The sequence below is a fragment of the Chryseobacterium sp. 2TAF14 genome (assembly GCF_052115105.1).
In the GTDB taxonomy this organism is placed as follows: domain Bacteria; phylum Bacteroidota; class Bacteroidia; order Flavobacteriales; family Weeksellaceae; genus Chryseobacterium.
On sequence record NZ_JBFRGA010000044.1, the window covers coordinates 1 to 15,600 of the forward strand.

The following is a 15,600-nucleotide window of genomic DNA, read 5'->3' on the forward strand; positions in this document are numbered from 1 at the left end:
GACAGTTTCTGTGGTTTGGTTTATTAAAATCGGCAAAACCGATAAAGAAACAGAAGAGAAGATCGTTAATCTTATCATTGAAAATAAAATTCCTAAAGAAAATTTTGTTCCGATGAAAATAAGTTCAATAAATTTTGCAGGAAGAAAAATAGAGCTTGGAAACAGTTGTTACTGGACTTTTCTTAACACTGTACAATGCCCTTATGAAGGGGAAATGAACTGGTCTGTTCACAAGAATTTAGAGAGCGCAAAAGAGGCAATTGAAAATCAATTAAACATTACAAAATCAAGAARAGGCGGAAAAGTAACATCGGAAGAAACAGTAGAAATAGAATTTGAAGGAGTGCAAACTCAAGCAAAAAAAGTAGTTTACGATTTTACGGGAGTAGCTTCCGCTTTGGCGGGAATGTCCGGCGGAAAAAATTTAACCGTATATTATGTTGCAGAAAATATAAGAAATAAGAATGTAAGCTGTGTCATGAGTTTTTGGAACAATGATCAAATAAATCCTGAAACAAAACTTCCTGCTCTTTTAGAAAAAATAATGAAACTTAAATAAACATAACTCTTTACGAGACAAAAATCTAGAATTCATATAGCAATCAGCAATTACAGGACGCAATACTAAAATAAGATAATGGAAAAAAAGCTGAATTTTAAACTTGTTGAACCAAATAAATCTTTGTCAGATTTCGTCTATTGCTTCTCTTCCTTGCAAAACATTTCATATCATGACCGTGATGCAGTAATTATTCCTAACGGAAAGGTTGACTTAATATTTTCAAAAATAAATAACGAAACTCTTACTGTTGCATTGCTGGGTTTAGAAACAAAGCCAAAATATATTACCGGTGAAGTTTCAGATTTCTTTGCCGTCAGTTTTCATCCTTTTGCAATCGAGTACGTTTTTAACCAGTCTATTGCAGGTATTTTAAATTCCGGAAAAATACTGCAGAATAATTTTTGGGACATTTGTATTGATGATTTAAACGATTTCGATAATTTTTGCAAGAAAATTGCTCAGAAAATTTCATCACTGTTGCCTGAAAAAACAGACGATCGAAAACGCAGATTATTTCAGTTCGTTTTCGAATCAAATGGTGAGATCCCAATCAAAGAACTTTCTGAAAAAATATTTTGGAGCCAAAGACAGATCAACCGTTATTTTAATCTCCAATTTGGGCTTTCTCTAAAAGCATACTGCAAAATACTTCGTTTTCAGGCTTCACTTGACCATATCAAAAGCGGCGAATTATATCCACAGCTCAATTTTACAGACCAATCACACTTTATCAAAGAAATAAAACAATTGTCTGGCGTTTCGCCTAAAGAATTACACAAAAATGAAAACGACCGTTTTTTACAATTTTTAGTTTACGATCAAAAGTAATTTTGCATTATAAAATTTAAAATAATGTTATTACAAAATAAAAAAATTGCAATTGTAGGAGGAGGTCCGGGTGGGCTAACCTTAGCAAAACTTTTACAACTAAAAAACGTTGAAGTAAAAGTATACGAAAGAGATATAAATAAGAATGCCAGAGTACAGGGTTCACCTCTTGATCTACACGATGAATCAGGTTTGGCAGCATTGCGGAAAGCAGATTTGCTGAATGATTTTAAAAATAATTTTATGGTGGGCGCAGATCAGTCGACCATTACAAATCATCAAGCGGAAATATTTTTCAGCGATCACGGTAAAAAACAAGGTGAAAATTTTGGGGACGAACATTTTCGCCCGGAAATAGACAGAGGTGTTTTACGAAAAATTTTGCTGGAGTCTCTAAATCCTGAAACCATTATTTGGGATAGCCATTTTTCATCCATCACAAAGCAAGATGAAGGCTGGCTGTTACATTTTAAGAACAAAGACAGCGTGTATGCAGATATTGTAATTGGTGCCGATGGAGCAAATTCAAAAATACGACCTTTTCTTACCGATATAAAAGCATTTTATTCAGGTATTACTATGCTTGAAGGCAATGTTTATGAATCAGAAAAAAGAGTCCCAAACATTTCAAAAATACTTCGTGGCGGAAAGATAATGGCTTTCGGAAACGGGCAGAATATACTGATGGGGCAAAAAGCAAATGGCGAAATTGGTTTTTATGCAAGTTTTAAAGCTGATGAAAATTGGGCGAAAACCTGCGGTATCAATTTTTCGGATCAATCTGAAGTATTAAAATGGTTTAAAAAAGAATATCCTGACTGGAGTTCTGTTTGGTACGAAATATTTGAAAACAGTTCTACCCCTTTTATCCCGAGACCCATTTATTGCATGCCTCTAGACCAGACCTGGAAAACAGTTAAGAATCTTACCCTTATTGGTGATGCTGCACATTTAATGCCTCCATTTGCAGGTGAAGGTGTAAATATGGCAATGCTTGATGCTTTGGAGCTAAGCGAAATCTTCACTTCCTCCCAATTTAATACAATTGAAAGTGCAATAGCAGAGTATGAAATGAATATGTTTAAAAGAGCATCGAAAACAGCTCAAGAATCTCTTGAAAACGGAGAACGAATGCATAATGAAAATGCATTAGCAACTATGCTTGATTTCTTTAATGGTAAATAATGTTATGTTCACCTGAAGATTTAAAAACTTTCAAATATAAAAACTGCACAAAAAAGTTCTTTTAACAAAAAATATCAAAACTGAGAATGTAATAAGAAAATAAAAGCTAACGTAAATCATTAATAATAAACTTCCTGATACAACCTTTTTTAACTATTTTTACTTCAAAATTTATAAATAACTTATGAAAAAAATCGTGTTTGCAGGATTGGCAGCTTTAGGCGGAGTTTTAACAGTAAATGCACAGTGTAAAACTGTATCTGCCATTAATGAAAATTTTGACAGCTGGAAAGAAATTAACAAATGCTGGACTGCCCAACCTGGAAAGGCAATGCTTTACAGCAGCGAGAAAAGAATCATATTCTATTCGATGAACAGCCCAAGAGAAAACATGTATCTGGTAACTCCAAAAATAAAAGCCGGAAAATATACTTTGAGTTTTGATGCCTCAGATAACGGCGGAGAAACCACAGTAGAATTGTTCTCTATCAATAATGCTTCAGATGCGAAATCTTATACTTCTATTGTCAAACCTTCAAAAATAACAGGAACTAAAAAAACATTTGATGTTTCTTTAAAGAAAGATTCAAACTTAGGTGTGAAAGTGGTCTTGAATGGAGTACATCAAGCAGTTTATGTTGATAATTTTTCTTTAACACCGAAAAAATAATCGTTAAACAGCATTTTATTCTGAATTAGATATTAGTTAAGTCTTTGAATTTTTTTCAAAGATTTAATTTTATATACTTTTAACTATTTAAGAAATATATTCAATATTTAAACAGCTTCTAAAATTTATTAAATATTTAAATTATTGATATGAAAATAAAAGCTTTATTCTTTACTGTTATGTCGTTTACTTCTATCACTTTTGGTCAGCAACTGGTGACCAAAGCGACTTTTGACATGGTAGAATATGTGGAAGATGTAGAATGGACTGGTGAAGACATTTACTGCGCCGGATTTAGTTTTAAAACCGTAATCAATGACGGAAATGCCTGCGACGCTTACCTTATACATTATGACACCAACCTAAAGCCCAAATGGACACTCAAAATAAGTGATGAGCATACCAATAAAATTTTTGCTGTAAAAAGACATAAAGATAAAATCTATGCATTGGTCGTTCAGGGAAAAGCCGAAAGAGCAGATGAAGATGTTTTTATGAAACTTTTTACCATTAATCTGGATGGTGTAATAGAAAATAAGGTAAATTTTGGGAGAACTTTCAACAGCCCGTCTAATATTGTCATCAACGGTTCTAACCTTATTTTCGGTTACAGAATTGCGAATGGCACGACTTACTCTGCAGATTTTAAGAATGAAATCATCAACTACAATCTTGATACTAAAAAATTTGTAAGACATACAAGCACGCAATATCTTGCTACACCAAAGAAAATTGTAGTCGATAAATCAAATATATTTTTATTCGGAAACTACATTCATCCCAACCAGCCAAACATTATGATGTATAAAAACGGAAAGTATTCTGAAATTTCTTTGAAATCACCAAAAACTGAATATTTTCTGGACAGTTACATCAATAAAAACATACTCACTGTAGTCTGCACTTTTCCGGGTGAATATGGAGACAAACGAACCTATTTAAGATATTATTATCTGGATTTGCTTACCAATAACATCAGTTCTACAACTATTCCTTATGAGAAATTAGGCTGGAGCGAAATGCATTTTGATACTTTTACCCAGGGAGAATCTTCATGGATGATCATTGAAGATGCCAAAACAAAAGCATTACAATATGTTCTCATCGACAATAAAGGAAAAGTAACCAAGACCTTAAATTTTGATCAGAATAACGGAAACGGCGCCTGGGAAAATTACATCATCAGAAACGCAATGATATTAAATGCCAATGCAAACGGAATTAAAATGTATAAAACAGAGTAAAACAAAAATCCGGTTCATATCACCTGAAAGTTGTCGATACATTTTAATACCTTTGCAGATATAGGTATTTTAATAATTACTTTATATTATTTTTCAGGTGAAATTCCACAACAAAAAAAAATTTGTAAGTTTTCTAAAGTTCAGACGAGATTTTCAGCAATATGGTCTTAAAAAAGCACGCAGCTACGAGATCATTCTTCATTGGCTGAAAAAGCATCTGAGCAGAAATCAGTTCCTCATCCTTTCAGGTATTCTGGTAGGTTGCACTGCAGGATTGGCAGGCGTTATTTTAAAAACATTTGTACACAATATTCATCATTTCATCACCCATGAAGTGCATTTTGAATATCAGATTATATTTTATATTGTTTTTCCGTTTCTTGGGATTGTCTTAACTGCCGCAATTGTAATTGCTCTGTTTAAAGGACAAGACCGAAAAGGAATCGGAGCTATTTTATATGAAATTGCGCAAAACTCAAGCATTGTTTCTAATGTTAAAATGTATTCTCAGGTTATACAAAGTGCTGTAACTGTTGGTCTTGGTGGTTCTGCCGGAATTGAAAGCCCGATTGYAGTAACCGGTGCAGCTATCGGTTCAAATTATGCGAGAACCTACAGATTAAGCTACAAAGAACGGACTCTACTTTTGGCAGCAGGAGCCACAGCCGGAATTGCTTCAGCTTTTAATGCCCCAATTGCAGGAATTATGTTTGCATTCGAAATTCTTCTTACCGGAGTTGTATTTACAGATTTTATCCCTCTTGTTGTTGCTGCGGTTTGCGGAAGTTTATTATCCCGGATATTACTTCAGGAAGATGTTTTGTTCAGATTCTATACCCGTGAAGCGTTTAATTATTATAATGTTCCGTATTATCTGATTCTTGGGCTTATCACAGGTCTTTATGCAAGATATTTTGTTGTTGTTTCTCAAAAGGTAGAGCATTTTATCAACGGTTTAAAGCTTTCAAAACTTAGGAAAGCCATGTTTGGCGGTGCTGTACTTTCTTTATTGTGTGTACTTTTTCCGCCGTTATTTGGAGAAGGTTACGATACCGTAAAAGATTTTACAAATGGTAACATCAACTCGGTCATTAATAACAGCCTTTTCAGGTATTTTGAAATAAAGGAATGGACGGTTATTGTGTTCCTTGTTTTAGTTTGTCTTTTAAAAGCCTTTGCAACTTCATTTACGATTTTTAGTGGCGGAAATGGCGGAAACTTTGCTCCTTCCCTGTTTGCCGGAGGATCCGTAGGATTTTTATTTGCCGTAATTTGTCAGAATTTAGGATTTTCCAACGTTCCTGTCACCAATCTTATTCTGGTAGGAATGGCGGGCGCAATGAGCGGTGTACTTTACGCTCCTCTTACTGCTATTTTCCTGATCGCTGAATCTAGTTTTGGATATGACCTGTTTATACCGTTAATGATTGTTGCGGTAATGTCTTACCTTATTGCTAAATGGTTTGCTCCTATTTCACCTGAATTAAAAAATCTGGCCGATCAGGGTAAAATTTTTACGCATAAACATGACAACAATCTTTTGTCTTCATTACAAACCAGAGATTTTATTGATTTTAATTCTCAGATCATTAAAGAAAATTCATCTTTGCAAGAGCTTTATAACCTTATCAGTATTGGAAAAAAGAATAATTTTGCCGTGTTGGATAATGAGAATAAACTGAAAGGAATTGTTTCTTTAGACGACATTCGTCCTTATTTATTTAATGAAAACCAGCAACTGAATATTTCTAAATTGGTTAAAGTTCCCGAAGCACTTGTACATTTAACCGATAAACCTGTAACAATTATTCAGATGTTTGATGATACTAATACATGGCATCTTCCCGTTATTGACGATGAAAACAGATTCATCGGCTTTATTTCAAAATCCGCTATACTTACAAGTTACAGACAGCTTTTGAAGGATTATTCTTAATGGGATAACCGCTTGATATTTTCTATGGAAATTTAAAAAAGAAGTAAATTTACAACCAAATTATTCGCTATTTAAAATTAGTTATACAACATTTTCAACAAAAATTGATTTTCTGATATAGCGAATGACTATCTTCATTCTTTTTCTGAACTTTTTCATGGGAAGAGGTATTAATGATTACCTCTGATTTTGCAAAAGACATACCATAGATCGTAATTCAAAATCTTTTTAGGCAATTATGAAAAATATTTTTCTACTTTGTTTTCCAGTTCTGTAAGATCAAAAGGTTTTGCAATATAATCGTCTGCCTGAGCTTTTTTCGATAATGCAGCAATATCACTGTTGGCGCTTATATAAATTACAGGAATACTGCTGAAATTTTTGTGTTTTCTTAAAAGTGTGACGGCTTCAATACCGCCAATTTCAGGAATCCAGTTATCCATTAAAATCAGATCCGGCTGAAATTTTTCAACTTTATTAATGATATCGTGAGAAGTTTCGGAAATCTCAACATGATAACCATTCTCTGCAAAAATGATGGAAAATACTTCAAGAATGGATTTGTCATCATCAAAAACTAATATCTTTTTCATATTCATATGCACAGGTTGGTAAATAGGTACAAAGATAAATGAAATAAAGTATTCAATTTTATGATTTGGATGTAATAAACATTTAAAGTTACAAATTTTATCAGCACAAAACCGAATTAATACTTAAAACGAATGTTGTTTTAAATTATAATTATTTTTTAGAAATTGTTTTTCTTAACTCCAGATGATAATTGATACCCAAGATAGAACAGTAAATGAAGAGAATTTTTAGGAATACATAACTCCAGATTATTGGATCCTATTATTTCAAATTTCCATTGGTTTTTAACGCAATGCAACATCATTTTCTTTAAATCTTTATCTAAAAGAGCAAGCATTACAGTAACCTCCTCATCGGCTTTCATTCCATTGTTTAAACTGACGTTCATTTTATTTTGGTGATTGTATTCTATCCCTTTATCAATCGATATGCCATGATATTTACAGGAAATAAAATCAGCAAAAAAAAATTAAATATGTATAGAAAAAAACTCAGATGCTAAATCTGAGTTTTAGTTTAATAAATTTTTATGTTAATCGATGATATCTTTAAAAACCTTGATGGTTCCGTCGTTATAGTATAATGTAATCTCAACTGCTCTTCCAAAATAGACAAGATGCTCTGCTTCAGCTTTATCCTTATCATTATCGTAAATTACGATCTCAAAAGGGTCATCTTTTACCATTGAAAGCTTTCCACTGAATTTCTCATTTTTTTTGTAAAGAACTTCAATTTTTTCTATCGCTTTTGAGTTCGTTAAAATTTCGTTTTTAAAATCATTCGTAATCTCCATATAATTTTTTTGTGGTTTGTATAAAATAAAACAATCCTAAAAAAATCTAAGCTCTTTTAGGATTGAAAATTGTAACATTGATCGCCGGAATACCAATTCCAAACACTCCAAAATAAAAAACTAACGTTTAATTTTCGTTAAATCCTTAATTTTTCATTTCGTTTAAGTTACTGAATTTGTTGTAAGATGATTTAAGATGATGAAGCTGATCGCTTACAACTCTTGAGCTTTCAGGGCAAAGATCTCCACTGTCTAAAGCATCCTGATAAGCGTTGATTGCAGCTTCTTCACCATATACTACATTTTCCAGAGTAGACTCTTCCTTATCTCCTGAAAAAGAATTTTTAACATCAATCCATGTTCTGTGAATAGCTCCCGCAGTACTTCCTGTGTTATCCGGTTCACCGCCTCTTTCACGAATAAGGTCATTTAATTCTGACTTCATCGTCTGAGACTGACTTACCATCTGATCGTAATCTCCTTTTAAAGGTGTGTAAGTGTCCCAAACTTTGTCTTCCACTTTTGAAAATCCCTGGATTCTGTCATTGGTGATGTTTAACAAATCATTAAGTACTGATACTGTTCTTTCGTTGTTCATAATAATATTTTTTGTGTGTGTTCTATTTCTTACAAGCGCCATACCAGCGAAGGAAATATCTTGATAAAATCGCTATGATGTGGTACTTTTGAGCTGTCATCTCCCATAAATAGGTTTAAAATAAAAAAATTGACCGCTCGATTATTGTTTATTTTAAGGTTGCCCGCTTCCGCCTGCAGAACCGTAAATCTGTCCGGTTGCAAAACTGCCTGTATTTTCTGCAAGCTGTACAAAAATAGAAGCAAGCTCTGCAGGTTGACCCGGTCTTCCGAACGCTGTGTCTTCACCAAAAACTTCAATTTTTTCCTGAGTCTGTCCGCCGCTTATTTCCAAAGCCGTCCAAACAGGACCCGGCGCAACTCCATTTACTCTGATTCCTTTCGGACCCAATTGTTTGGCTAAAGATTTTACATAACTTGTTGTTGCCGCCTTTGTTTGTGCGTAATCATACAAATCTTCTGAAGGATCATAAGCCTGAACTGATGATAAACCGATAATGCTCGAACCTGGTTTCAGATGAGGCAGTGCAGCTTTTATCATCCAGAAAGGAGCATAAATATTGGTTTTCATGGTTCTGTCGAAAGCTTCTGTTGTAATGTCTAAAATAGATTCATTGGTTTTCTGATGCCCTGCATTATTCACGAGAATATCAAGTCCACCGAGTTTTTCAACGGTTTGCTTAATCAATTCCTGGCAAAAAGATTCTTCACGAAGGTCACCCGGAATTCCGAATCCTTTCTGACCTGTTTTCTCAATCAGCTCAAGAACCTGATCTGCATCTGATTGCTCTTCCGGAAGATAGCTTATAACAACATCGGCTCCTTCGCGAGCATAGGCAATGGCTGCAGCTCTTCCGATCCCGGAATCTCCACCTGTTATTAATGCTTTTCTGCCTTTAAGTCTTCCATTACCAACATAGGATTCTTCGCCATGATCAGGAACGGGATTCATTTTGTGAGCCAAACCCGGGAAAGGCTGAAACTGTCTTTCGAAAGGAGGTTTCGGATGTTTTGATCTTGGATCTTCCAGAGGTTTCAGGTTCTCAGAATCAGAATTTTCATTTTTTTGTGAAACGGCTTGTTCACCCGACAACTTTACTGCGTCGTCTGACGTTAATTTTTCCATAATATATATTTTGGTTAGTGTGATTTTAATTCCTGTAATTTAAAAATACCGGATTAGGCATTAATTCTGCAAGTACTATTCCATCACTGAGCAATGTGGTATTTAGAGCCTGTTTAAATTTATAATTTATTTTTACCATTAAGGAATTAAGCCCCCTTTAGCTTAAAAAACTTAATAAAAATCAATTTATTGATTCCTTAATCAGAATAAACTTAACTCACTAAAATTCTTAATGTTAAATTTAAGATAAACAGAGTTTATTTTAATTTAGAAAATTAAGAAAAAGCTATAAAAAATTTATTGAATAAAATTTAAACAGGCTCTTATAATTATTTATTTAGATAAAATTTTCATTTGCTGTCTGCAATCATAAACCAGTAATTATTTTTTTAATATATAATCATTTGACGGAACGCAATTTGAATTGCGATGGATAAGTCAATCATTATGAAAAATCAATTATCTACTAAAATAGCTGTCATCGGCGGAGGTCCTGCCGCACTTTTAACGCTGAAACATATTCTGAAAAAAAACTTTCATCCGCAAACTATTTATGTCTTTGAAAGAAACGAGCGTTTCGGAGCAGGAATGCCTTACGGAAAATTAGGCTCATTAGAGGAACATGTTGCAAATGTTTCTGCAAATGAATTACCTGAATTGGTTTATCCTTTTGAAGAGTATTTAAAAAGAAATCCGAGCTTAATCTTTAAAGATTTTTGTGATTCTAAAAAATTAAATCCTCATCAGGTTATCCCAAGATTACTTTTAGGAAATTATTTGGAAGACCAGTTCAATCAATATATAAAGCTTGCTAAAAAAGAAGGTATTAAAGTTATTGCCAAAACAGATACTTTGGTAACAGACATTGAAAAACTGAATGATAAGGAAGATTTATTTAAAATTACTACTGAACAGGGTGAAACTTTTTTTGCTGATAAAGTTATTCTCTGTACCGGACATGTCTGGAATAAAACCCATGAAGAAAAAACAAAAGGATGGTTTGATTCTCCGTATCCACCTTCAAAATTTACCGGTGTCACCAATTATTCTGTTGCCATTCGCGGAACTTCATTAACGGCAATAGATGCAGTAAAAACCCTTGCACGATTGAATGGAAAATTCACGGAAACAGAAAACGGAAATATTGAATTTATACTAAATAAAGGCTCTGAAAATTTCAGAATACATTTGTTTTCTACAGGAGGTTTTCTGCCTGCTTTACGATTTCACTCAGAGGATGATGCCTATTCATCAGACTGGACGATGTCATTAGACGAAATTTACGAGTACAAAGAGAAAAACGGCGGTTTTGTTGATCTGGATTATGTTTTTGAAATCAATTTTAAACTTCCTTTAAAACAAAAAGATCCTGAATTTTATAATCATATTAAAGATTTAAACTTAGAAGAATTTGCTGAAAAAATGCTCGGTTTAAGAGAAAAATATGATAGTTTCGACCTTTTTAAAGCTGAATATAAAGAAGCTGAAGAATCAATTAAGAAAAGAAAATCAATCACGTGGAAAGAAAAACTGGCCGGATTTAGCTATGCGATGAATTATCCTGCAAAACATTTTTCGGCAGAAGATATGTTGCGGTTAAAGTCGGTTTTAATGCCTTTGATATCGGTGATTATTGCTTCGCTTCCGCAATCTTCGTACCGTGAAATCATGGCGTTACACGATGCAGGACTTATTGATCTCATTCAGGTTGATAAAGAAAGCGTGGTGAAACCTCATGAAAATTCTGGCTGCATTTATCATTACACTAATGAAAATAATGATGAAAGAAATGAGTATTACGAAATCTTTATCGATGCAATCGGTCAGCAACAGATGAATCTGAATGATCTGCCTTTCGAAGGTTTAAAAAATCAAAATGTAACAAGCTCGGCTTTTTTAAGCTTCAAAAACGACGATATCGGTAAAGAACTTCTTGAGGAAAAAACTGAAAATGTAGTGAAAGGCTACAACAATAATTACTACCTCAAAGTTCCTGGTCTCGGGATAAACGATTATTTCCAATCTCTGAATATCTATAATGAAACGGTAGATAATCTTTTTATTATGGCAGTTCCTTTTATAGGAGGCTTAAATCCGGATTATTCCGGGCTTGATTTTTGTGATACGGCAGCAGAAAAAATTTCTGAAATTTTGAGTAAAAACAATCTCAGCAATTCTGAGAGCGATCAAAATATTGATGATCTGCAGAAAAATATTGTTTAAAATTTACGAGCCTGTTTAAAATTTATTTAATCTTTTTTTATAAACTATCTCTTAATTCTCTAAATTAAATAAACTTTGTTTATTCTTATCTTTAACATTAAGAATTTTAGATCGTTAAGCTGAATATGATTAAGGCAACAATGAATTGTTTTTTATTAAGTTTTTTAAGCTAAAAAGGTCTTAATTTCTTAATGGTAAAATATTCAATATTTAAACAGGCTCTGCATTTTAAAAATAAATTGAAAACCACAACTTAAAAGCTGTGGTTTTTTTGATAAAAATGTAAATGGATTTTAAAGATTAACCTTTATCTGCTTTCCATTGTATCTTAAGTTGGGAATATTTTTCGTCGGCTTCGGCTTCTTTCCATCGTTTAAAGAAAATTTCTGCCGCTTCGGCTTTTTCAGGATCACCGGTTCCTTTTTGCAATTGCCGGTAATTGTCTTCGGCATCATATTTTTTTCCGCCTTTATAATTGGCGTAACGTCTGGCTCTTGTAAAACCCATTTGTAAATACTTTCTTGCCATATCTGCGCCTACAAAATCTTCATTTTTTAAGTATTTTTTAAATAAATTAAAAATTTTATCGCTGCTTTCTTTAGCAATTTCAACGGTTTTAAATCTCCAGTATTGCCCGATTTCGCTTTTATAAGGTTGGCAAATAAGAACTCCCTGCTCTCCTTTTCCTACTTTATACAATTCCGGGTGTTCCCGATAATCGATATCGGGTTTCCAAAAATATTCAGCAAAATTGAAATTAAGATAACTTGGTTTTTGCGAACCCATACAAAACAATTACTAATGTTTTTAGCCTTCGTCTTTTGTATTTTTAACTAAACTGATTCCAGAAATAAAGAAAATCAATCCGATAATTCCGAATACAGCCAACGAAGTGTAAGCTTCACTTTTATTAATAATCTGATAGCCTGTATAAATCAGGCCTGCAATTCCTAAGACAGTAAGTACTGTTCCGAATATTCTTTTTACGTTCATAATTATATTATTTTTAAGCTTATAAACAATATGTATGCCTTATTTTAAATTATTTACAGGTAAAAAGAATTTGATAGGCTCCTGTGGAAGTTATTTCTTTTGAAATGGAGAAAAGATAATTATTTTTGATGTAATGTAAGAGTGTAATCTCTGCGCTTAGCAGCTTTTCGCCCGCAAAAGTATAGCCTTCCGAAAGCAATTGCTTTTTTAATGATACAAAATCATGGTTCTTCCCGATCACTGCAGTTACAATATTTTTGCAGCTTTTTTTGGCGGGGATTACGGTTATGGTGATAAACCAATCTTTCAGATTGCTTTTGTTTTTGTAAGTGTTTTGGTGATTATCAGATTCTTCAGGAACGTGGATGAAGTTGTATTTCTCAATCACCTGATGGTTTATTTTCTCAGAAGAATGATTGGCCACCTCTTCGAGTAACTTAAGCGTGAGTTCCTGAGCCTTTATTGCGTGAGCAAAAAATAAGAGAAAAATAATAGCAGTTTTCATACACTAAATAACGATTTCCCGAAATTTTCATTCAAAAATAAAATTATTTAAAACTAAAAATTTATGATCGAAAGCATAATTCTGCATTCTTGAGATCAGCCATTCTTTGGAAGCATAAACCAGAAAGTACTGCCCTCACCCAATTTACTGTCTACCCCGATTTTTCCGGAATGTTTTTTTATTATTTCTGAACAGATGTACAAACCCAATCCTAAGCCCGAATAAGATTTACCCAAATGACCTGCACGATAATACCTGTCGAATACAAAAGGAATGGCCGCTTCCGGAATACCCTGCCCAAAATCTTTTACAAGAACCTTAATGTGATCATCAGTTTCCTCGATCGATATCTGTATTTCTTTCGATTCTTTCCCGTATTTTACGGCATTGTTTACAAAGTTGGTCACCACCTGCTCGATTCTGTTTTGGTCGGCAAAAACCTCTGCTTTACGATTTCCGTTAAGAAAAATCTGATGATTTTCTTCAAATCTGATATGGCTGCAGCTGTTTTCCAGCATTTCATAAAGATTAAATGTACTTTTCTCTAAATTAAGCTGATCCTGCCCCATTTTGCTCATATTTAGAAGATCATCTACGAGCAGACACATTTTATCGATACTTCTATCAGATTGCTCGATAAGCTTGGCATGAGTTGAAGAATACGGCTTATCTTTTATACGATTCAGGAGTTGTATAGATGCTTTTACAGCAGTAAGCGGAGTTTTCAGCTCGTGACTTGCAACACTCAGAAAATCGTCTTTTCTTTGCTCTATCAGTTTTTTATCGGTAATATCTGCAGTCATTCCTACCATTTTGATGGCTTTTCCGTTTTCATCATACCTTGGTCTTCCATGCGCCTGAATCCAATGCACAGAACCGTCTCTCCACTGCACAGGATATTCTGCCTTATAAATTCCGTTTGTTCTGATTGCTTCCTGAACCAATGCTTTTACCGGCTCACGATATTCCGGGAACATTGCATTAAAAAGATCTGAATAATGAAAATCTTCATCCGGAAGATAACCGTAATTAAACTTGAACTGCGCGTTGCTCTCCATAATTCCTGTTGCCAAATCTACTTCGGTAGAACCAAGTTTACTTGCATCTAAAGCAATGGCAAGACGATTATTGATTTCTTTCACAGATTCTCTTGCATTCACCTGTTCCGTAACATCGCTCGCTACGATCAGAATAGAAACACTTTTTTTATCTTTATCAAAAATTGGCTGGTAAACAAAATTCAGATAACGCTCTACAAGCTTGCCGTTTTCTTCGATAAGCGCTTTGTCTTCCAGCCCGTAATAGGGTTCACCTTTTTGATAGACATTATTTAATATGTCGATAAATGGCTGACCTTGCAATTCGGGAAGTGCTTTTTCTAAAGGCAGCCCGATTACAGAACGGTCTTTGTTCCAAATTTTAAGAACCATATCGTTGACAATTTCTATTTTGAAGTTTTCTCCTTTCAGAGAAGCCATTGCAACGGGAGATTTTTCAACCAATGTTTTGAAACGCTCTTCACGTCAATCAATTTCTGCTCAGATCTTGATTTCTCCTGAACCAGATTTTCAGCTTTACGCCTTTCAGTAACATCAAATGCTGTATGCAGGATGTATTCTGTGTTTCCTTTTTCGTCTAAAATTGCTTTATATTCAAAATCAAAATAAAAGGTCTGCAAAACATTATTAACCTTAAGCATTGCTGCCCGGTTTTTTGCAGTGTAGGTTTTACCTGAGATCCAAACATTCTTCAGGATATCTATGAATGGCTGATCGCGCAATTCGGGAATTGCTTCTGCCATGGTTTTTCCGATAGCACTTTTATCTTTCCCCCAAAAATTCAGCATAGCTTCGTTTGCACTGATGATTTTTATATCAATACCTGTATAAATGGCGGTTGCATTGGGAGAATAAAAAAGTACGGAAAGTAATTTTTCTGCTTTTATCTGATCAGGAGCATTCATAAATATTAAAAATTGAGCAAATATAAAGATTAAACGAATGCTAAACGGTTAAAAATATGATCCAAAATTTAATTATATGTAAAAAAAATTAATCAATCAGTTTAACAGGAAAAAGTGGTGTTTATTAAAAAGCAATTCATCAGAAACCAATTTCAGACTCGATCCCTGACTTTGCATTATTAAAAACTTCTTCTGCTTCATTGAAGAAGACATTGACGGATATTTCGAAGCCGTTTGTCATAAAAAAAGTTACGTTTCCATCCATATTATGGCTTAAAAAAACGATCTGACTTGCATTAATTACAACAGGTTTTCCTAAAACTTTTGCTCCTTCCAAAGCATTCGGTCTTTTAAGGTTTATAATGGCAGATTGTTTTATGT

Annotated in this window: 17 protein-coding genes and 1 pseudogene; 7 read left to right on the top strand and 11 right to left on the bottom strand. The window is 33.7% G+C overall.

The window, feature by feature from the left end; translation table 11 throughout:
- The 6 genes and pseudogenes from AB4Y90_RS07075 to AB4Y90_RS07100 form a co-directional block, all read left to right on the top strand.
- Positions 1-559, top strand: a pseudogene (locus AB4Y90_RS07075) (hypothetical protein); the annotation flags it as partial.
- A 78-nt stretch (positions 560-637) separates the two neighbouring features.
- A complete protein-coding gene (locus AB4Y90_RS07080; RefSeq protein WP_441556717.1) occupies positions 638-1,390 on the top strand; it encodes a DUF6597 domain-containing transcriptional factor in 753 nt (250 codons plus the stop codon).
- 24 nt (positions 1,391-1,414) lie between these two features.
- Positions 1,415-2,575 carry an FAD-dependent oxidoreductase gene (locus AB4Y90_RS07085; RefSeq protein WP_441556718.1) on the top strand — a complete coding sequence of 387 codons (1,161 nt, stop codon included), beginning with the start codon at positions 1,415-1,417 and terminating at the stop codon, positions 2,573-2,575.
- Positions 2,576-2,759: 184 nt separating this feature from the next.
- Entirely contained in the window at positions 2,760-3,245 is a 486-nt protein-coding gene (locus AB4Y90_RS07090; protein ID WP_441556719.1) for a hypothetical protein, read from the top strand.
- A gap of 149 nt (positions 3,246-3,394) precedes the next feature.
- A complete protein-coding gene (locus AB4Y90_RS07095; protein ID WP_441556720.1) occupies positions 3,395-4,489 on the top strand; it encodes a hypothetical protein in 1,095 nt (364 codons plus the stop codon).
- A 97-nt stretch (positions 4,490-4,586) separates the two neighbouring features.
- A complete protein-coding gene (locus AB4Y90_RS07100) occupies positions 4,587-6,425 on the top strand; it encodes a chloride channel protein (protein WP_441556721.1) in 1,839 nt (612 codons plus the stop codon).
- A gap of 236 nt (positions 6,426-6,661) precedes the next feature.
- Here the strand turns inward: AB4Y90_RS07100 and AB4Y90_RS07105 are convergent, their stop codons facing one another.
- From AB4Y90_RS07105 to AB4Y90_RS07125, 5 genes are all read right to left on the bottom strand, one after another.
- Complete coding sequence (locus tag AB4Y90_RS07105; protein ID WP_441556722.1) at positions 6,662-7,018, bottom strand: response regulator; 357 nt, start codon at positions 7,016-7,018, stop codon at positions 6,662-6,664.
- Positions 7,019-7,176: 158 nt separating this feature from the next.
- Complete coding sequence (locus tag AB4Y90_RS07110; RefSeq protein ID WP_441556723.1) at positions 7,177-7,407, bottom strand: hypothetical protein; 231 nt, start codon at positions 7,405-7,407, stop codon at positions 7,177-7,179.
- 144 nt (positions 7,408-7,551) lie between these two features.
- Positions 7,552-7,812 (bottom strand): hypothetical protein, encoded by a 261-nt coding sequence (locus AB4Y90_RS07115; protein WP_441556724.1) that lies wholly within the window; start codon positions 7,810-7,812, stop codon positions 7,552-7,554.
- 145 nt (positions 7,813-7,957) lie between these two features.
- Positions 7,958-8,410, bottom strand: coding sequence for a ferritin-like domain-containing protein (locus AB4Y90_RS07120; protein WP_441556725.1), 453 nt, complete (start codon positions 8,408-8,410; stop codon positions 7,958-7,960).
- A gap of 153 nt (positions 8,411-8,563) precedes the next feature.
- Positions 8,564-9,535, bottom strand: coding sequence for an SDR family oxidoreductase (locus AB4Y90_RS07125; RefSeq protein WP_441556726.1), 972 nt, complete (start codon positions 9,533-9,535; stop codon positions 8,564-8,566).
- 447 nt (positions 9,536-9,982) lie between these two features.
- On the opposite strand from AB4Y90_RS07125, the gene AB4Y90_RS07130 reads away from it, so the two are divergent.
- Complete coding sequence (locus tag AB4Y90_RS07130) at positions 9,983-11,758, top strand: FAD/NAD(P)-binding protein (RefSeq protein ID WP_441556727.1); 1,776 nt, start codon at positions 9,983-9,985, stop codon at positions 11,756-11,758.
- Positions 11,759-12,058: 300 nt separating this feature from the next.
- Here AB4Y90_RS07130 and AB4Y90_RS07135 read toward each other — a convergent pair whose 3' ends face one another.
- The 6 genes from AB4Y90_RS07135 to AB4Y90_RS07160 form a co-directional block, all read right to left on the bottom strand.
- Entirely contained in the window at positions 12,059-12,544 is a 486-nt protein-coding gene (locus AB4Y90_RS07135) for a DUF4385 domain-containing protein (RefSeq protein ID WP_441556728.1), read from the bottom strand.
- A gap of 21 nt (positions 12,545-12,565) precedes the next feature.
- A complete protein-coding gene (locus AB4Y90_RS07140) occupies positions 12,566-12,751 on the bottom strand; it encodes a hypothetical protein (RefSeq protein ID WP_441556729.1) in 186 nt (61 codons plus the stop codon).
- A gap of 49 nt (positions 12,752-12,800) precedes the next feature.
- Entirely contained in the window at positions 12,801-13,256 is a 456-nt protein-coding gene (locus AB4Y90_RS07145; protein ID WP_441556730.1) for a hypothetical protein, read from the bottom strand.
- Between the two features lie 95 nt (positions 13,257-13,351).
- The gene (locus AB4Y90_RS07150; RefSeq protein ID WP_441556731.1) at positions 13,352-14,758 is read right to left on the bottom strand and encodes an ATP-binding protein; all 1,407 of its coding nucleotides are present in this window, start codon (positions 14,756-14,758) and stop codon (positions 13,352-13,354) included.
- A complete protein-coding gene (locus AB4Y90_RS07155) occupies positions 14,722-15,219 on the bottom strand; it encodes a PAS domain-containing protein (protein WP_441556732.1) in 498 nt (165 codons plus the stop codon). The genes AB4Y90_RS07150 and AB4Y90_RS07155 overlap by 37 nt, the downstream gene beginning before the upstream one ends.
- Positions 15,220-15,358: 139 nt before the next feature.
- A partial coding sequence (locus tag AB4Y90_RS07160) for a hypothetical protein (protein WP_441556733.1) occupies positions 15,359-15,600 on the bottom strand: 242 nt, incomplete at its 5' end.